This window comes from Danxiaibacter flavus (assembly GCF_041060425.1).
Classification (GTDB): Bacteria; Bacteroidota; Bacteroidia; order Chitinophagales; family Chitinophagaceae; genus Danxiaibacter; species Danxiaibacter flavus.
This window is the reverse complement of sequence record NZ_JAULBC010000001.1, coordinates 259,625-279,028: the sequence shown is the minus strand read 5'-3', so window position 1 is coordinate 279,028 and position 19,404 is coordinate 259,625. Positions and strand designations below refer to the sequence as shown.

Sequence of the window (19,404 nt, the reverse complement as noted above, 5' to 3'; positions counted from 1 at the left end):
ACTCCACAAAAAAATCCTGCAAATCTCCAAATCCCATTAATCCCGGTCCCATTTTCCGCTCATCTAAATTTTCAAAAATCCTAATGAACAATCATTACATTTGGTACATGCTGAAACTCTTAAGCATAGTATGGAACAGCTTTAAGATGGCCATGCAGGAACTTAAAGTAAACAAACTGCGTACATTTCTGTCGCTGTTTGGCATTACTATAGGGATCTTTTGCATTATCGGCGTATTAACTACAGTAAACAGTCTTGAATACAAAGTGCAAAGCGACATTTCTGCACTTGGCTCCAACACCATATATATTGACAAATGGGAATACGGGGGAGGACCGGATTATCCATGGTGGAAATATATTAAAAGACCGCAGCCCAAATTCGACGAGGTTAAGTTTATTAAAGAAAAGAGTACGCTGGCCGAATACGTTTGCTACTTCAATGCGAACGGCATTAATCTTCAGTATGAAAATGATGTATTGAACGGCGTTTCCATTTATGGCGTTACGGAAGATTTCAATAAGATCCAGAGTTTTAATATTGAATATGGCAGATACCTGAACGAATCTGAATTTACAAGAGGCAATGCAGTTGGTATAATTGGATATACTAATGCGGAGGATCTATTTGGCAAGGCCGAAAAGGCCCTTGGCAAAACCGTGACATTTGACGGGAAAAGAATCAACATTATCGGCATTATTGAAAAACAGGGGCAAAGTTTTCTTGGGGGAGGTTTTGATTATGACAGATGCATCATTAGCTCCTACCGTTATTTTGCCAGCATCTATAATGTTATCAACAACGATAATTTTCAGCCTTTCATTATGGTGAAAGGTAAGGATGGAGTACCGACTCCAGCACTTACAGATGAACTGAGAGGTATTATGCGCCAGACAAGGAAATTAAGCCCAAGAACCGATGACGACTTTGCCCTGAACGACGTGAATATGTTTAGCCAGCAGGTAAGTTCCTTTTTTGGAACAGTGAATATTGGCGGCTGGGCAATTGCGGGATTAAGCCTTATTGTTGGTTTGTTTGGCGTAGCAAATATTATGTTTGTCACGGTTCGCGAGCGTACCAGTCAGATAGGCCTGAAAAAAGCGATTGGCGCAAAAAGAAGCTCCATCCTTATAGAATTCCTGCTGGAAAGCGCATTCCTGTGTATCATTGGCGGATTGATTGGCCTGGTCCTGGTATGGTTGCTGGCGACAATACTTAGCAGCGTGTTACCTTTTGCGCTGATCATTTCTCCCAAAATAATAGCATTGGCCTTTGCTCTTTGCGTGATCCTTGGTATTTTGTCCGGCATTATTCCTGCCTCAATTGCAGCGAGAATGAACCCGGTTGTCGCTATCAGAACAAAATAATACTTCAAAATAATCGCTCATTAGCATTCCATTGCACTTTATTAATGCAAACTGGAGTTAGTACATTTGCAAAATGAGCTTTTCTTCAGAAAATCAGAACGAAACAGGAAACAATTCTTCAACCGAAAACAATTCCGTCCGCATTCTGGCCATCGAATCTTCGTGTGATGACACTTCAGCATCCGTTTGTATAGACGGACGAATCGCATCAAACTATGTTGCCAATCAAAAAGTGCATGAACAATATGGCGGAGTGGTTCCGGAACTGGCGAGTCGTGCACACATGCAAAACATTGTGCCTGTAGTTGATGTGGCACTTAAGCAAGCGGGCATTTCGCTTCAGGAGATCGATGCCATTGCTTTTACCCAATCGCCCGGTTTGATAGGAAGTCTTCTTGTGGGTGCTCAGTTTGCAAAATCGCTGGCGCTGGCGTTGTCTAAGCCGTTGATAGCTGTTCATCACATGCAGGCGCATGTATTGGCGAACCTGATTGAAGAAAACAGGCCTTCTTTTCCTTTTTTGTGCCTTACGGTAAGCGGCGGACATACCCAGATTGTGTTAGCCAGGTCGCCTTTGGAGCTGGAAGTAATTGGTGAAACGATTGACGACGCCGCAGGTGAGGCATTTGATAAAAGTGCCAAATTGTTGGGCCTGCCCTACCCTGGCGGTCCATTGGTAGACAAAAATGCGCAGTTGGGAAATCCGCTTGCTTTTAAATTTGCTGAACCTCAAATACCCGAACTGAATTTTTCTTTTAGCGGATTAAAGACATCAGTTTTATATTTCTTACAGGCCAAACAAAAAGAAGACGAAAAGTTTATCGAAAATAACCTGAACGATCTCTGCGCATCCGTTCAGCATACAATCATACAGATCTTACTGAAAAAGCTAAAAAAAGCCGTTGCTCAAACCGGCGTCAAAAATGTTTGCATCGCCGGTGGGGTGAGCGCAAACAGCGGACTTAGAAATGCCCTGCAGGAAGCCGGCAAAAAATATGGTTGGAAAACTTTTATTCCGCCTTTTCAGTATTGTACGGACAATGCCGGAATGATCGCCATTACCGCATACTATAAATATAAAGCCGGCAAATTCTCCGAACTGGATGTCAGCCCTACGGCAAGAGCGGAATGGAATTGAGCATGTACGGTGTACGATATTAGATGTAAGGTGGAAGGAATAAGGCGTAAGGCATGAGGTCAGAGACATTGAAACCTGACTACCCATCTTATACCTTATACCTCATACCTCATACCTCATACCTTATCCCACCTCGCTCCTCACCTAAATTTTTATCGTTCCTTCCACACCGTCATCCATCGTTTTACCGGTAACAAGAGAAGTTAGCATTTTGAACATCTCCACCATTCGGCCGTGTTTTGTATCCCAATAATAGGCTTCATCCGGAGTAACTTTAATGACGCTAATGCGTGGATCATCTTTTCCTTCTGTGAACCAAACCTTTGCGATCGGTGTCCATAACTCATCTACCATTTTGTTATCCGGCATCACTTCTGCCGATCCTTTTACAGAAAGAAAATTGTCTTTCGAAGGATGAGAATAAAGCAGATCAACCTTGTCATTGCTCAGAATCTCACTGTTCTTCTTGCTTGTTTTATCGGACATAAACCAAATATTGCCCGCCTCATCTATTTTCAGACTTGCCATTGGACGGGTTTGCAGCTCGTTTTTTCCTGAATAAGTACAAAACATACAGGTATTTACTTCATTTACAAGCTCTTTTAGCTTTTCAACGGCCTCGCGACTTTGAAGATTTTTTACATCACCCATAAAAATGTTTTTAAGCGTTATCGAATTTTGATCTTACTTGAAAACATTAAAAATTTCATGCCTTACTTATTGTCGTTGTAAAACGGGTTCTCAAGGCAATTAAGTCAACAGGTGCGAAAAAAAGCGGACAGAATTGAATGAAAATTTCAGCATGCAAAATTTCTCGAATACGCATTGCGCTACAGAAAATAATTCAGTCTCAATGTTTTGACTTTTTAATTTTGCCTTTGACTTTCCTCACCCGGCCCGGATTTTGTCTAAATAGTCAAAATTTGGCTGTTGGCCAACAAATAATAACCATTTACTTTACATTTGAAAAAATTAGGATGATGAGAAAAATGATCAGCAAAAGAACCGTAGCACTCTGTTTATTGTTAGTATTTATTACGCTTGGTGCATGCACTTCACCCAGTAAAGTGACCGGCCCGGAAGGCAATGCCGTTGATCTGAAGGGAAATTGGGTGGTAAATGACATTAATATAGAAGGCGCATCAAAAGGAAGTTTAAAAGTTTCTGTTTTTGATGAAGCATTGTACTCCTGCTTTATCGGAAGCCAATGGACACTGGTTCAAAATGGGAATGGCTCTTACACAATTGCAGCGAATGATAATTGTTCCGGTGCACAGAGAAAAATTTTCTGGAGTGTACAAACTGCCAATGGCGTTCAATATTTTCAGTTTAAAAAATTAAACGAAGGCGACAAAGCGAAACAGGTTACGGAAGGTTACAGATTACAAATAAAATCATTGCAGGGAAGCACGATGGTACTGCAGTCCGCCGTTCCGTTCGAGGGAAAAACGGTTTATATCAATTATAATTTCAGCAAAAACTAATTCACTTAAACCTGGTGTGAAAAGAAAACCGGAGAAATAATCTATGAAGCGAAATTTACTGGCTTTTTTGTGTTGTGTGATGATAATGCCGGTTTTTGGGCAGAAGATAATTCAGGGAGTATTAAAGGACAGTGCTACGCTGAATCCTATCGGCTATGCAAGCGTTACCAATATCGTTACCAATAAAACGGTAATCACCAACGATAAAGGGATCTTCAATATTCTTGTTGACGAAGATGATATTCTTACTTTTTCAGCAGTAGGCTATCACTTCGATACACTGCATTACAACTTCCGCTACGCAAACCAGTCTCAGCTTGTACTTATTTTGAATCCACTGGTAGCTAACCTGGGTAATGTAACAGTGAAAACAAAAGGATACAGCCAGTACCAGTTGGATAGTATGCAGAGAAGGAAAGAATTTCTGGCGGATGTGGGCACTAACAAAATTCCGGCGATCAGCGGCGCCAACTCAGGAGCAGGCATTGCACTGAACCTTGACCGTTTTAAAAAGAAGGAAAAGAAAAAACGCGACGCCTACGAGTTCTTCGATACAAACGAAATGCAGGAATATATCAATTACAGATTCCCTCCTTCGTTTGTACATCAGTATACTGGTCTTGAAGGAGATTCACTTCAGTTGTTTATGGAAAAATACCGGCCTGAATTTAAGTGGCTGCGAACTCATGGAACCGAGGAAGATCTTAAATATTACATCAATGATTGCCTGAAGGATTTTCACAAAGAACCGACACCAGCAGGTAGTAACTAAAAAAAGCTTCATTTTATTCCGGACAATACGAACAAGAATAAAATGAAGCTTTTTAAATTTATACAGCAGCGAATACTTCTGCCGGATTAAATAGCAATGGGAAAAATTGCCCTTGCATTTGCTCTCCCTTATTAATGATAGGCACACCTTTTAACAGCTCAGCATCTGCATCAGACTTAACCCCATCAGCAAAGACATTCACCACGAATGCCCGTCTTGGGCGGTCACTTTTGTTTTCTCCGGAACCGTGCAAGGTTAACCCATGGTGAAAAATACCTTCACCGGCTTTGGTTTCTACGGGAATGGGCTTAAACTCAGCTTGCTGTTCCGGCGTGAGATAATCCATGATCCCCATCAAATCTCCGGCTAACTCTGGCTTATCCAGCAGTCCCCATTTGTGACTTCCCGGAACGTATTGCAAACAACCATTTTCAACAGTTGAATCATCCAGCCCGCACCAGCAGGTCAGATGCGCAAGCGGCGTAGTTCTCGTCCAGTAGGAATAATCCTGGTGCCAGGCGACAACGCCACCTTTCTTAGCTGGCTTATAAAACAGTTGATCGTGCCAGAATCTTACCGCCTTATTGCCTAAAAGCTGAGAAGCGGCCATAACAAAAGCCGGATTCCACAACACATCGTGAAAGCCGTTGGTTATGCGCCATGCACCTAACGCATGAAACAGGATACTGTCTGAAGAAGTTGACTCGTTGCTATGAAATTCATAAAACAACCCATGACCGGGATGATGTGCATCTACAAGTTCTGCCAGTTCATTTCGTAACCGCTCAATTTGTGTTTCATTCAGCAGTTTAACTCCTGCTAAAAAACCATTTTCATTAAAGAATTGTATTTGTTCATCTGTAAGTGCATACTGGCCCCACTCTTCTTCTGTTGTGGGCCATTTAAAAAGATCGTCAATCAAATGATTAACGGTACTTAAATCTTTTACCGGCATAATAACAATCGTTTTCTTAAATGTAATCATTTTTTGTTCAATGGCGATTTTGCCAATAAAATTTCCGTCATATTAAGCGAATGACTACTTTCATTTTTTTGAAAAGAACTGTAAATCAACCCTCATGCTCATAAAAACCTTTGGCAGCGCAGTGTATGGCGTAGAAGCAATCACTATTACCATAGAAGTAAATGTTAGTAATGGTCAGAAATATTTTATTGTAGGCCTGCCGGATAACGCGGTTAAGGAAAGTCTTCAACGTGTTGAAAGCGCTATCAAAACCAATAACCTTCACATGCCGAGAACCAAGCTGGTTGTAAACCTTGCGCCGGCAGATATAAAAAAGAGTGGATCTTCATTTGATTTGCCAATAGCAGTTGGCGTCTTAGGTGCCAGTGAACAGTTGGACGAACCCGAAAGATTAAGCGAGTATATTATAATGGGAGAACTGAGCCTTGATGGAGCTATAAAGCCCATAAGGGGTGCATTACCAATAGCTATACAGGCACGCAAAGAAGGATTTAAGGGCTTGATAGTGCCCCAGCAAAATGCACGTGAAGCGGGTCTGGTCAATAATCTGCAGGTCTATGGCGTTAGTCATCTGAAAGAAGTGATTGATTTTTTTTCCGGGAAGGAAAATCTGAAACCGGTTGAAGTAAATACCCGTGAAGAGTTCTTTAATGCGCAGTACAATTTTGATATTGATTTCAACGATGTAAAAGGCCAGGAAAATATCAAACGCGCACTGGAAATTGCGGCTGCTGGTGGACATAACGCTATTCTTATCGGACCACCCGGAGCGGGAAAAACAATGCTTGCAAAAAGACTACCCACTATTCTTCCACCGCTCAGTCTGCATGAAGCATTAGAAACAACGAAGATCCATAGTGTAGCAGGAAAGTTGCCGGAAAATAGTTCCCTTATCAACAAAAGGCCATACAGATCTCCGCACCATACCGTAAGCGATGCCGCACTGGTGGGCGGTGGCGGAATTCCTCAGCCGGGCGAAATATCATTAGCGCATAACGGCGTTTTGTTTCTGGATGAGTTACCTGAATTTAAGCGGTCGGTTCTTGAAGTCATGCGCCAACCGATGGAAGAAAGACGTGTGACAATTTCAAGAGCAAAGGTTGCACTCGATTTTCCAGCCAACTTTATGCTGATCGCGTCCATGAATCCTTGTCCGTGCGGATTTTACAATCACCCGGAAAAAGAATGTACATGCCCCCCGGGCGCTGTTCAGAAATATTTGAACAAAATATCGGGCCCTTTACTCGACAGGATAGACTTGCATGTGGAAGTTACTCCGGTTTCTTTTACTGAGCTGAGTCTTAAAACCAAAGGGGAATCTTCTGCTGAAATAAGGGAAAGGGTTATAAAAGCACGGGAAATACAATCGGAACGTTATAAGAACAGCAATGGCATTTATGCAAACGCGCAAATGAGCAGTAAGCAGCTGCGTGAAATATGTGTAATTAATACTGCCGGCGAAGCGCTTCTTAAAAGAGCAATGGAACGATTGAACCTGAGTGCCCGCGCCTACGACAGAATTTTAAAAGTGAGCAGAACTGTTGCGGATTTGTCTGGATCCGCTGATATTAAAGCTGAACATTTGGCTGAAGCTATTCAATACAGAAGCCTGGACAGAGAAGGATGGGCCGGATAATGCTGGCGCTTTACGGATTGACTGTTCTGCCAACTTGCGCTATCAATTGTTTTTGATTGCAACGTTGTTGGAAGTGACAGCGCTAAAGCAATTTGCACTGATTGGAATCATTGAACTGACCATTGCATTAAGCCTTTTTCTGAAACTCTATCCCTCATATGATAAAAATAACGATCTGTAGTGCAGTGGGGAGAAATCACATCTATTGCATGAAAAACAACATTGTTATACTTTATGCCTGCCCCGACATTTGTTGAGGTTTCCTTTTAATATATAAATACATGTACTATGGCTAAAGTTCAAAAAACAAAAAAAGTAGTCACGGCAAAAAAGTCTGCCAAGGCTGCACCAAAAGCAACAAAAAAAGCGGCTGCTCCTGCTAAAAAAGCAGCACCCAAAAAGACAGCACCAACTCCAACCAAAAAGATTCCGGCACCGTTACCGAAGCTTCCACTTCCAAGGGCTGGCAAAAAAATTATTTATATTGATTCCTGCCTTTTCTTCCCGGCATATTCCTCAGACGGTTATTCTGATGATTACCAGGCTGGCCGCTATGCAAATTCAGATGACGGAACCGGCACTCTACAGGCACCGATTGTATTGCCGGTCGGAGCCAAAATCAATACTATTACGGTTTATTACAAAAACACTACTCAAGACGACATCCAGGTAAACTTCGTTCGCAAGCACACTGAACACTGGGCCAGCACAGAAGAATATCTTATCAGTTACGAGGCACTTTCGCCTGCGGGAATTGCTCCTGATTACTTTTCTTCAGTTGTGATCAATCATTTTGGCGATAATAAGATAAAAGAAAAGTATCTATACTACATTATGATCAGTATGCTGGGAAAATTAAGCGATACAGAGATCAGAACAATCAGGGGACTAAGAATTGATTATAGCTACTAACTGATCGAAAGCCCGATTCTGGAGATTTGGCTTTTGCTTCATTCCCTGCTACTGTGAAAAATCACAGTAAAATTGCTTAAAAATTACATTGTCGCAACTTTTTCCGCTACCTAATTTGCACCCGGTTTCCTTCCTGAATATATCACCAGGCGATTCAAACCAATCGCCTGGTAATTTTAAAAATTATTTTTTCAACCCTACCCCCGATTTCAACCGAATTAGAACCCATTTGCAAAATCGCCGGCTTGTCCGGCGATTAGCTTTTTAGGGAGGACATAGTAAGTGGTACGTTTTACGTTGTACGTTTTTAGAGGTGTAAGGCGTGAGGTGTAAGGTGTGAGATATAAGGCATAGGGAACGGGGTGATAAAATGCCCTGATCAATGCGATAGGCCTTGTGGCGTGATACAAAAGCTGACAGCTGATAGCTAGTAGCTTACAGCTAAATACAAAAAGGGTCGCTCTTGCGGAGCGACCCTTTATTATTTCAAGAAGTGAAAAAACTATTTGTTGTCTTTGTTCTCTTCTTCTTTCTGTAATTTTTCTTTGATCTCAGCCAAAGCACCTAAGTCACCCAAAGTTGCTTTTTCAACTTTGTTCTGGATGTTCTTAACGGCTTTTTTGGTTTTTTCAGCTTCTACTTTAGCTTCTTTCTTCGCTACTTCTTTTTCCTCAGCTTTAGCTTGTTCCCAAAGTCTTGTGTGGCTCAACAAGATGCGTTTTTCATTGCGATCAAATTCGATTACTACGAATTCTGCAGTTTCGTCCGCAGCGATTGCTTTACCATCTTCTTTCAACAGGTGACGGGCAGGAGCATAACCTTCTAAACCGTAAGGCAGTTGTACTACGGCGCCTTTGTCATCGCGGCGTACTACTGTTCCTTCATGCGTTGTTCCGATAGCAAATGTATCTTCCAACGCGTTCCAGGGATCTTCTTCAAGTTGTTTGTGTCCTAACTGAAGTTTGCGGTTTTCTTTGTCGATACCTAAGATGATCACGTCGATCTGCTCACCAACTTTAGTGTACTCAGATGGGTGATTGAAGCGTTTCAACCAGCTTAAGTCGCTGATGTGGATCATACCACCGATACCTGGTTCCAGTTCAACAAACACACCGTAAGGAGTGATATTTTTAACCAGACCTTTGTGTTTGCTTCCTTCTGGGAACTTAGTTTCGATAGTGCTCCAAGGATCGTCTGACAATTGTTTGATTGACAGGCTCATCTTGCGGGCGTCTTTGTCTAAAGTAACCACTTTAGCTTCGTGCTCATCGCCAAGTTTGAAGAATTCTTTAGCGTTGATCGGCGTGTTAGCCCATGTAATTTCACTTACGTGAACCAGACCTTCAACACCAGGCTGAATTTCTAAGAATGCACCGTAGTCTTCAATGTTAACTACTTTACCTTTTACAGTAGCACCTTCGTGGATCCACTCAGGCAGCACATCCCAAGGATGAGGAGTTAATTGTTTCAGACCAAGGCTGATTCTTCTCTTGTCGTCGTCGAAATCCAATACAACCACGTTCAGTTTCTGATCCAGTTTCAATACTTCGCTTGGGTGAGAAATACGGCCCCATGAAATGTCGGTGATGTACAGTAAACCGTCCAATCCACCTAGGTCCATGAAAGCACCGAAGTCTGTAATATTCTTCACAGTACCTTCCAACACCTGACCTTTCTCCAGTTTGCTGATGATCTCTGCTCTTTGAGCTTCGATATCGCTTTCGATAAGGGCTTTGTGAGAAACTACTGCGTTTTTGATAGTTTCGTTAACCTTAACTACCTTGAATTCCATTGTTTTACCTACAAACTGATCGTAGTCAGTAACAGGTTTAACGTCAATCTGAGAACCAGGTAAGAAGGTTTCCATTCCAAATACATCAACGATCAAACCACCTTTAGTTTTGCTGGTAACAGTACCAGTAACAACTTCGCCGGTTTTGTGAACTTCCACAATTCTTTCCCATGCACGGTGAATACGTGCTTGTTTGCGGCTCAGGTGTAAATGACCCTGGCGGTCTTCTTTTTCTACTACCATAACTTCCACATCATCACCAATTTTCAGGTTAGGAAGATCGCGGAATTCGTTCAGGCTCACAAGACCATCGCTTTTGAAGCCAATGTTGATAACAGCGTCAGTTTTTGTTAAGGCAACGATGCCACCGTTAACAATCTCGCCGTCTTCAATTGTAACAAAGGTATTTTCATACACTTTGTCATATTTTTCTTTTTCAGTTGCTGAGTAATGAGAAACGTTACGTTTGTCGATACTCCAGTCAAAATCATCGTGAGCTGTTTCTACAACAGGCTCTTCCTGTACAGGTGCATTTGTTGACGCTGTAGTTGCTTCAACAGCAGCATTCTCAGCTACCGGAGCATTCTCCTGTGCATCAGCGTTTGGGTTAACAATATTGTTTTCACTCATGATAAAAATCCCGATGGTTTTAATTCGGGGCTGCAAAGTTACGTTTTATACAAGGAAAAAGCCAGAAATGATGCGCTTTTTTGTGAAGATTGAGCTATATTTTTGCCCGTAAACCATAGAATTACAGGAATAATTGATTTACATGTATTTGTGGCATTAATTACCTGACGGCCAAATATTAGAAAACCACTTCAGTCAAATATAAATTGAATAACATGAAAATAGTTGTTTTAGATGGCTATACATTAAATCCGGGAGATCTTTCCTGGGACGGACTAAAGGAACTCGGCGAAATACAGATCCATGATCGTTCGCCAAAAGAGCAGGTTTTAGAAAGAAGTATTGATGCTGACATTTTGCTTACCAACAAGGCGATTGTTAGCAAAGAAGTAATTGAACAGTGTAAAAACCTGAAATATATAGGCGTTTTAGCTACAGGATATAATATTGTAGACATTAAGGCGGCTAAGGAAAAAGGAATAATAGTTTCAAACGTTCCGGCTTATGGCACCAATTCTGTTGCCCAACTCACATTTGCTTTATTGCTGGAAATAACAAATGGTGCAGGATTACATTCCAATGCTGTTAAAGGTGGTGAATGGACCAATTCGGCAGATTTTTCTTTCTGGCACCAGTCACTGGTTGAACTGGCAGGAAAAACACTGGGAATCGTGGGTTTAGGAACGATCGGCCGCGCAGTAGCGAAAATAGCCCTGGCAATGGAAATGAAAGTAATTGCGCACCACAAACATCCTGACCGGGATAAAATGGAAGGTGTTTCCTTCGTTAGCCTGGAAGAATGTTTTGAACAAAGTGATGTGGTTAGTTTACACTGCCCGTTGAACGATCAGAATAAAGGATTTGTGAATGCATCTCTTTTAAAAAAAATGAAGCCTTCAGCAATTCTTTTAAATACCAGCCGCGGGCCGTTGATCAATGAAGCGGATCTTGCTGAAGCATTAAATAATAATGTTATCAGCGGTGCAGGTTTAGATGTGTTGTCAGTAGAGCCGCCTTCATTAGATAATCCTTTAATTGGTGCGAAGAATTGCATTATTACACCCCATATCGCCTGGGCCACCCTGGAAGCAAGAAAGCGATTGCTGAATAAAGCCGTGGAAAATCTGAAAATGTTTTTGGAAGGGAAAGCGCAAAATCAGGTCTGATGGCTATCAGCTAAAGTGCTAGATACTCATAGTGTTATTCATCCGGCATATTGCATCTGACACAATCTAATCGCATGCTCGGGAAGAAACCGGACTGCCAAAAACTCAACCTGATAAAACTTAGGTACTTCGTACCGCCTGAATGAAGTCAGTTCGGGCAGGCTTCGTAAATCGTTCTTGATAAAAAGCTGTCTAAATAAAATGAAGTATGCCTGACGTACCAGTTGACATTATTGCAATTGGCCGTCAGGCATACCTCTTATAACCCAACTTCTGAAAAAGTGTTTTAATGCGCGTGCATAATCAGGCGTGTATCCGCAGCAGAATTTACAGGTCGGCCTGTTTTAATCTTTTGGGGATTTTTATTTCCGCGTTCTGGCTTTTACCCGCTCTGCTATAAGTAATTTTAAGAATGTCTCCGTCCTTCAACTCTTTCAGTGCCATCCTTACATCTTCCACACTGTTTACGGGTTTGCCGTTTATGGCAGTAATCAAATCATCTTCTTTTAAACCAGCTTTATCGGCAGGCGTATCATCATTTACATCCAGAACCTTAACGCCTTTATCATCTTCGGTATCCTGCATGCGGAGACCTAATCTCGGCTTTCTTGTGAACACGAAATTTTTACCTTCGGAATTATCCCAGGTCATGTTCATGTCATTGTCAAACTTGTAATTGAAGTTGTAATTAGAGACCGTGTTTTTATCCAACACGACAGCGGCTGTATTGGTTTTCCCGTCCCTTTTATACTCCACGTTTACCTTATCGCCAGGATTGAACTTTCCGATAGCTTCCACCAGGTCATCAGAGTCTTCTATTTTGGTTTCACCAACCTTAGTGATGATGTCACCAATCTTTAGTCCAGCCTTCTCCGCAGCGCTTTCTTTAGAAACTTCTTTCAGCTTTACACCGTCATCAGTTTTTTCAGATACAACCCCCAACATGGCCTTATTTGAATGAACCCGGTATACACCTCTGAAAGATTTAACACCACCCTCCGGAGGAAAAGGCGCCATAGGTGCAAGTGGCGCTATAGCAAAAGCGTCATTGTCGGTTTTCATAATCTCAACATCCTTACTCACAAAATCTGATAAAGGTTTGCCATTAACGGTTACTTTATCACCATCAACCACAATGGTGTATTTCTCTTTATTGTCTGTTTTTTTACGAATGACAATTGTTTCTTCTTTTGTTGGCGCTGTACTCTTTTTGGGCGCGGGCGGCGGAGCCTGAGCTATTGCGGTCCCTGTTACAATAGACGCTCCTAACAGGCAGGCAGTAAATAACGTTAGCTTATTCATGTTTGTATTTTTATTTGTACGAAGAATTTAGTAGATCAAATATAGGAAAATTTATCAAATACGAAAAACTTCGGAAATGTTTAAATTTTCTTAAGAAAGTGAGGGGTAAGGTGGAAGGTTTGAGGGGTAGGTACCAGGTTTTCAGGCGTCAGGTTTCAGGCTTCAGGTAAAGCGGAGGGTTGATACAGGATGCAAAGATTTGATCAGACGAATTGGCTTTGCCGATCGGCAAAAACCAGCAATCAAAAAATCATCTACGGGACATTCCTGAATCCAAGCCTCACACCTGATACCTGAGACCTTATTTTCGGCCTGCATCACTTTTACACTTTCTCCACCTGGTCCATTTTCTGGATCGCTTCTTTGGCACGGGCAAACCAAATACGATTGTCCCTTTTTTCGCGGGAACTTAATTGTTGGGCCTCTTTATTTATAGTGGTGAATAATTGCCTGGCATCATTATCCCGGCCGGCTCTTATTAAAAATAAACCGTAATTATAGCGCTGTTCATAATAGGAAAATCTTGCCTGCATTTTTTGAAATTCGCTTTCTGCGGTCTGACTATCTCCTGTTTTTTCAAGTGCAAGTGCATACAACATGTGCGCCCGCGAACGCGAAAACTGAGGCGCGTTATAAATTTTTCTGGCTAAAGGAAGTATATGGTCATAACGCCCGACCATGCTATAAGCCACGATCATTTGGCCGAGCAAATATTCATTCTCCACGAAAACACCCTTACAGCAACTTTCATACAACTCAATGGCATTATTTACCTGGCCTGTTGCGAGGTATGCATCAGCTAATGCCATACGATTTTGGAACGTGTCAGAAAACTCCACTTGCGCACGTAATTTTTTTATGCTTCCGGAAGGATTGATAATGGCTCCAAAAGTATTGCCAACCTGTTTAACCTGGTTGCCATTAACTATTTCACTGAAAAAATAAGCAAGCGCTCCAACATAGGGGAGAAAAACAATAATCCATATCCATTTTTGTTGATAGCCCTTTCTCAAACAGTGAATTACACAGATGGCCTGCAAAAGGATACAGATATAATACAGGTAGCCAGACTCAAAAAACATACTGTAATAGGGTTGTTTTAAAATGATTCTTAAAAGAAGTATTTTTTTTAAACATTTCAAAAAAAGTCAGCATTTTGTTCTATAAAAAAGTGAATTGAGGAGACATTTTAAAAATTGTCTTCCCAATTCACTTTTGAAGATGATTTTTGGACCAATCGAATCCGAACAAAAATGTCCCGAACGGTTAAGTCTGTAGAAATCCCCGGGGAGATTCACCGCAACCGCCGCACCATTAACTATTCAATACGCATCACGCTATAAAAGGTTCTTTACAACATCTATTACTTTATCCAAGTTACTTGCATCGGTACCACCTGCAGTAGCCAAAGTTTTTTGACCGCCGCCGCCGCCTTTGATCAGTGGTGCTATATGTTTTTTAATGATGGTAGGCGCATCAATCTGTTTTGCATCAATAATGCTCTGGTCCAACATTACAGCAACATTCGGCTTGCCATCAATATTTGCAGCGAGAACAACAGCATAACATCCCAATGTCGCTTTTAATTCAAAACACAATTTTTTCAATGCGTCCGCATTGCTTACTTCAACTATTTCTCCAATAAATACAGCATCAAGTCCTTCGGTTAAAGGGAAAGTAGTTTGCTTATCGAGCAATTCTTTTTTAATTACCTGAAGCTGTTTTGCCTCAAAAGATTCAATCTTCTTTTCCAACGCAATTTTGTCTTCCAGCAATTTTTCAATAGCCTTCAACGGATCCCTGGATTTGACCAGTTCTCCAATGCTTTTGATCTGATCTACTTTATCCATTACAAAACGCACAGACGCAGGACCGGTTAGCGCTTCAATACGGCGAACACCAGCAGCAACGGCTGATTCGGATACAATTGCGCAGAACCCAATCATACCGGTGTGCATTACATGTGTACCTCCGCAAAGCTCTACTGAGTACGACGGATCGATGATCACCACGCGCACAATGTCGCCGTATTTCTCACCGAATAATGCCATCGCTCCAAGTTGCATTGCTTCTTCTTTCGGCAATTCTTTGATAACAACGGGAATGTTTGCGCGGATCTTTTCATTTACCAATAACTCTACCTGGCGGATTTCATCAGGTGTCATTTTAGCAAAATGAGAAAAATCGAAACGCAAAACATCCGGAGATACAAAAGAGCCTTTTTGGGCAACGTGTGTCCCCAGAACCGCCCGTAATGCGGCATGCAACAGGTGTGTAGCCGTGTGGTTGTAAGCAGCAAGCATCCTGCTTTCCCAGTTTACATGAGCCACTACTTTTCCTTCTATTTCTAAGGGCAATTTTTCAGTAAAGTGAACAATAAGATCGTTCTCTTTTTTGGTATCTGTAACCTCTATTACTTCTTTTTCAAATTGCAGCGTCCCTGTGTCGCCAACCTGACCACCGCTTTCGGCATAAAATGGCGTAGTTTCCAAAACAAGCTGGTATTGCTCTTTGCCTTTAGCTTTTACCTTTCTGTAACGGATAACTTTTGTGGTCACATTCAAATCGTCGTATCCAACAAATTTCACGGCAGCATCATCATGCAAAATAATCCAGTCTTCCGTGTCAATAGCTGTTGCCGCGCGACTCCTTCCTTTTTGTTGCTCCATTTCTTTTTCAAAACCCTGCTCATCAATGGTAAGTTTATTCTCGCTCGCAATCAGTCTCGTTAGGTCGATCGGAAATCCATATGTATCAAAAAGCTCGAATGCAGCTTTTCCCTCAATCTGGCCGGAAGCGCTCTTGATAATATCGTCTATTCGCTTCAAGCCCTTATCCAACGTACGTAAGAAGGACTCTTCTTCTTCTTTCACAACTTTACTCACAAACTCTACTTGTTTGCTAAGTTCTGGAAACACATGCTCAAATTGAGCCGCAAGCACCGGCATCAATTGAAACAGTATTGGTTGCTTATAATCAAGGTAAGAATAGGCATAGCGAACAGCACGTCTTAAAATCCTTCTGATCACATAACCGGCGCCTGTATTGGAAGGAAGCTGACCATCAGCTATAGAGAAAGCAATGGCACGGATATGATCTGCCAGCACACGAAAGGCAACAGCCTGCTTGCTATCACTTCCATCATAAGTATTACCTGTAATTTTTGCGATGGCACCAATCGTTCCGGAAAATACATCCGTATCATAATTGCTTTGCTTGTTCTGCAACACACGAACAAGTCTTTCAAAGCCCATTCCCGTATCCACATGCTTGGCAGGCAATGGTTCCAGCCGTCCATCCTTCAGGCGGTTGAACTGCATGAATACATTGTTCCATATTTCAATAACCTGTGGGTGATCATTGTTCACCAAAGATTTTCCATCCACGGCAGCTCTCTCTTCATCATTTCTACAGTCAACATGTATTTCGGTACATGGCCCGCACGGACCGGTATCACCCATTTCCCAGAAATTGTCTTTCTTTTTACCCAGTAGTATTCTATCCTCTGCTATCCATTTTTTCCATTCTTCAAAAGCCTCTTCATCTTTCGGCAGTCCTTCCGTAGCATCTCCTTCAAAAACAGATACATAAATTCTGTCAACGGGAATCTTAAATACGTTTGTCAGCAACTCCCAGCTCCATTCAATGGCTTCTTTCTTAAAATAATCTCCAAAGCTCCAGTTACCAAGCATCTCGAACATTGTATGGTGGTAAGTATCCACCCCAACTTCTTCCAGGTCGTTGTGTTTTCCGCTTACGCGCAAGCACTTCTGAGTATCTGCAACACGCGCTGATTGCGGAGTTTTATTACCCAAAAAATAATCCTTAAACTGGTTCATGCCGGCATTGGTAAACAGCAACGTAGGATCGTTCTTTACAACAATCGGAGCAGAAGGAACAATCTGATGACCTTTCGATACAAAAAAATCGAGGAATTTTTGTCTTATCTCAACGCTTGATAACATAATCTTTCAATAAAATTTGACTTTGGTTTGCTGTATTAGCAGCTATCTTTGTTTTTTACAAAGGGCAACAAAGGTAAAGGTTTGGTGTGAGATGTAACGGATGTGAATTGCCGGCGAAGCGATGAAAAACATTAGTTATGCATTGACGCCGGGCGAATGCCAGGCCGGTTACAAGAGAAAATATCTGCGTCACTTTCGGAACAGATTTTGCTGATTGCGAGTGCCAAACTGAAAAACTCCCGCATACCCGTTATGAAAAAGATTAAATACTATTATAACACACATACTTTAAGATACGAAAAACTCATTACCCCTATAAGGGTGAAGTTGCTGCGTATTTTTGGATTTATAGCATCTGCACTTGTTACTGCAGGTATTATTGTGGCCATTGCGTTCCGTTACATAGATTCTCCCAAGGAGTTGATATTAAAGCAAAAAAATGAGGCGCTGAATGACAATTACAAGTTACTGAGCCAGCAAGTAGTACAGTTGCAACAGAAAATGGGCGAGTTGGAAAAAAGAGATAATGATGTGTACCGCTCCATTTTTGAATCTTCCCCAATCCCTGACAGTGCAAGGCTTAAAGCCATGCAGGCCGATAAGGAAATTCAGCTGGTGCAAAGCCTGGGGAACAGCGAACTGGTTGACAGCATTAGTAGCCAGTTAAACAATCTAACCCTTCGGATAGCCTACCAGGCAAAATCTTATGACGACATCAACAACCTTATTAAAAACAAGGAAAAGCTGATTGCGGCTATTCCCGCGATACAGCCCGTAGCCAACAAAAACCTCACGCGCGTTGCCTCTGGCTTTGGAACACGCATTGACCCGATTTATAAGATCGGAAAATTTCACGCAGGGTTAGACTTCGCGGCACCGCAGGGAACTCCGATATATGCCACTGCAGACGGCGTTGTTAAAGAAGCCAGCTATAATGAAGGTGGTTATGGAAACCATGTAGTAGTTAATCATGGCTATGGTTATGAAACGCTGTACGGCCATATGGTACGCATCAAAGCCAGAAATGGCACCAGGGTAAAAAGAGGTGAAGTTATCGGCTATGTGGGAAGTACCGGAAAAAGCACAGGACCACATTGCCACTATGAAGTACATCGCAACGGCCAGCCTGTAGATCCGGTTTATTATTTCTACAATGATCTCACCCCCGAACAATACGACCGGCTGTTGAAACTGGCCACCGCCAGCAACCAGAGTTTTGACTAGTTAAGCTTAGAGCCTAAAGCCCAAAGCCTAGAACTGGCTGTTCAATTTTAGAAAGCGCAATTAAAATAAACTACTAAATATTTTGTTCTGAGGGGGTACCGTGTATTCGGCTTTTTAAGCAAAATACCTGTAATCACTCTAATTGGAGTTGCCTGGCTTTGAGCTTTAGGCTTTGAGCTTTAGGCTTTAGGCTTTGAGCTTCAGTCTTTAAGCTTTTTCTTCCTCAACACTGGTATTTTCCATTTTGCTTTAGTACTTTTCTATTCTAAAAACTTCATATGCTAGAGAATCTTCTTAGCCTTATCACACAACAGGGTGACAGCTCAATTATCAATAATCCGGACATTCCAAATGAACGTAATGAAGAAGCTGTTGCCATGGCCGGCAATTCCATCACAAGCGGCTTGCAGAATGCTATAGCCGGTGGTGGATTAAAAGATGTGCTGAATATGTTTAGCAATAGCGGCAATGTAGCGTCAAGCACTGTTACGCAAAACATACAGAGCGGCTTTACGCAGGATATTATGAGTAAATTCGGGCTAAATGAAGCCCAGGCAGGAAGTATGGCCGGCAGCCTTATACCAAATGTTTTGCAACAACTGGTGAGCAAAACCAATGATGCGAATGATGGAAGTTTTAATCTGCAGGGCATTTTTAATCAATTGTCTGGCGGCGGAACAGGTGGATTCGATGTCCAGTCATTAATGACAAAATTTCAAAGCGGTGCGTTTGACGTTGATGGCGATGGCGATACAGATTTGCAGGATGCAATGGCAATGTTTAAGGGTAACAGCGGCGGAATATTAAATACGATTAAAGGGTTGTTCTCGTAGAGACGTTGCATTGCAACGTCTCCGGAATGCAACGTTCATCCATGCGGTATTTTTTCATTTGAATTTATAACCAACCAAATGCAATTTCCGCCTTACGGACCTTGCATTTGCGTTAGAGGGATATATTTATATCCAAATCAATTAGTTTGGGCGCTATTTTGTGTGTCATTATAAGGTATCTTTGCGGCTCAAAATGGC

15 protein-coding genes are annotated in these 19,404 nt (G+C 41.9%); 9 read left to right on the top strand and 6 right to left on the bottom strand.

Translation table 11 applies throughout. The annotated features are described in order from the left end of the window. Positions 1–107: 107 nt before the first annotated feature. Together QTN47_RS01100 and tsaD are read left to right on the top strand one after the other, a co-directional pair. Positions 108–1,367 (top strand): ABC transporter permease, encoded by a 1,260-nt coding sequence (locus QTN47_RS01100; RefSeq protein WP_369327457.1) that lies wholly within the window; start codon positions 108–110, stop codon positions 1,365–1,367. Between the two features lie 73 nt (positions 1,368–1,440). Then, positions 1,441–2,505 (top strand): tRNA (adenosine(37)-N6)-threonylcarbamoyltransferase complex transferase subunit TsaD, encoded by a 1,065-nt coding sequence (tsaD, locus tag QTN47_RS01095; protein WP_369327456.1) that lies wholly within the window; start codon positions 1,441–1,443, stop codon positions 2,503–2,505. Positions 2,506–2,649: 144 nt separating this feature from the next. Here the strand turns inward: tsaD and QTN47_RS01090 are convergent, their stop codons facing one another. Continuing rightward, positions 2,650–3,156, bottom strand: a complete 507-nt coding sequence (locus QTN47_RS01090) for a pyridoxamine 5'-phosphate oxidase family protein (protein WP_369327455.1) — start codon at positions 3,154–3,156, stop codon at positions 2,650–2,652. 326 nt (positions 3,157–3,482) lie between these two features. On the opposite strand from QTN47_RS01090, the gene QTN47_RS01085 reads away from it, so the two are divergent. Both QTN47_RS01085 and QTN47_RS01080 read left to right on the top strand, forming a co-directional pair. Beyond that, positions 3,483–3,989 carry a lipocalin family protein gene (locus QTN47_RS01085; protein WP_369327454.1) on the top strand — a complete coding sequence of 169 codons (507 nt, stop codon included), beginning with the start codon at positions 3,483–3,485 and terminating at the stop codon, positions 3,987–3,989. A 43-nt stretch (positions 3,990–4,032) separates the two neighbouring features. After that, on the top strand, positions 4,033–4,761 hold the full coding sequence (locus QTN47_RS01080) for a peptidase associated/transthyretin-like domain-containing protein (RefSeq protein WP_369327453.1): 729 nt from the start codon (positions 4,033–4,035) through the stop codon (positions 4,759–4,761). A gap of 58 nt (positions 4,762–4,819) precedes the next feature. On the opposite strand, the gene QTN47_RS01075 is transcribed toward QTN47_RS01080, so the two are convergent. Continuing rightward, the gene (locus tag QTN47_RS01075) at positions 4,820–5,746 is read right to left on the bottom strand and encodes a phytanoyl-CoA dioxygenase family protein (RefSeq protein ID WP_369327452.1); all 927 of its coding nucleotides are present in this window, start codon (positions 5,744–5,746) and stop codon (positions 4,820–4,822) included. A gap of 94 nt (positions 5,747–5,840) precedes the next feature. On the opposite strand from QTN47_RS01075, the gene QTN47_RS01070 reads away from it, so the two are divergent. Then, the gene (locus tag QTN47_RS01070) at positions 5,841–7,382 is read left to right on the top strand and encodes a YifB family Mg chelatase-like AAA ATPase (RefSeq protein ID WP_369327451.1); all 1,542 of its coding nucleotides are present in this window, start codon (positions 5,841–5,843) and stop codon (positions 7,380–7,382) included. Positions 7,383–7,670: 288 nt separating this feature from the next. Next, positions 7,671–8,294 (top strand): hypothetical protein, encoded by a 624-nt coding sequence (locus tag QTN47_RS01065; RefSeq protein ID WP_369327450.1) that lies wholly within the window; start codon positions 7,671–7,673, stop codon positions 8,292–8,294. Between the two features lie 502 nt (positions 8,295–8,796). On the opposite strand, the gene rpsA is transcribed toward QTN47_RS01065, so the two are convergent. Next, a complete protein-coding gene (gene rpsA, locus QTN47_RS01060) occupies positions 8,797–10,716 on the bottom strand; it encodes a 30S ribosomal protein S1 (RefSeq protein WP_369327449.1) in 1,920 nt (639 codons plus the stop codon). Between the two features lie 215 nt (positions 10,717–10,931). Between rpsA and QTN47_RS01055 the strand changes: the two genes are divergently transcribed. Then, positions 10,932–11,882: a D-2-hydroxyacid dehydrogenase gene (locus QTN47_RS01055; RefSeq protein WP_369327448.1), complete on the top strand. Its 951-nt coding sequence runs from the start codon at positions 10,932–10,934 to the stop codon at positions 11,880–11,882. Between the two features lie 327 nt (positions 11,883–12,209). On the opposite strand, the gene QTN47_RS01050 is transcribed toward QTN47_RS01055, so the two are convergent. The 3 genes from QTN47_RS01050 to alaS form a co-directional block, all read right to left on the bottom strand. Then, the gene (locus QTN47_RS01050) at positions 12,210–13,184 is read right to left on the bottom strand and encodes a PDZ domain-containing protein (RefSeq protein ID WP_369327447.1); all 975 of its coding nucleotides are present in this window, start codon (positions 13,182–13,184) and stop codon (positions 12,210–12,212) included. A gap of 323 nt (positions 13,185–13,507) precedes the next feature. Continuing rightward, positions 13,508–14,266, bottom strand: a complete 759-nt coding sequence (locus QTN47_RS01045) for a PLDc N-terminal domain-containing protein (RefSeq protein ID WP_369327446.1) — start codon at positions 14,264–14,266, stop codon at positions 13,508–13,510. Positions 14,267–14,521: 255 nt separating this feature from the next. Further along, positions 14,522–17,149 (bottom strand): alanine--tRNA ligase, encoded by a 2,628-nt coding sequence (alaS, locus tag QTN47_RS01040; protein ID WP_369327445.1) that lies wholly within the window; start codon positions 17,147–17,149, stop codon positions 14,522–14,524. 252 nt (positions 17,150–17,401) lie between these two features. Between alaS and QTN47_RS01035 the strand changes: the two genes are divergently transcribed. Both QTN47_RS01035 and QTN47_RS01030 read left to right on the top strand, forming a co-directional pair. Then, on the top strand, positions 17,402–18,373 hold the full coding sequence (locus QTN47_RS01035) for a M23 family metallopeptidase (RefSeq protein ID WP_369327444.1): 972 nt from the start codon (positions 17,402–17,404) through the stop codon (positions 18,371–18,373). A 278-nt stretch (positions 18,374–18,651) separates the two neighbouring features. Further along, a complete protein-coding gene (locus QTN47_RS01030; protein ID WP_369327443.1) occupies positions 18,652–19,206 on the top strand; it encodes a hypothetical protein in 555 nt (184 codons plus the stop codon). The last annotated feature ends 198 nt before the right edge of the window (positions 19,207–19,404 follow it).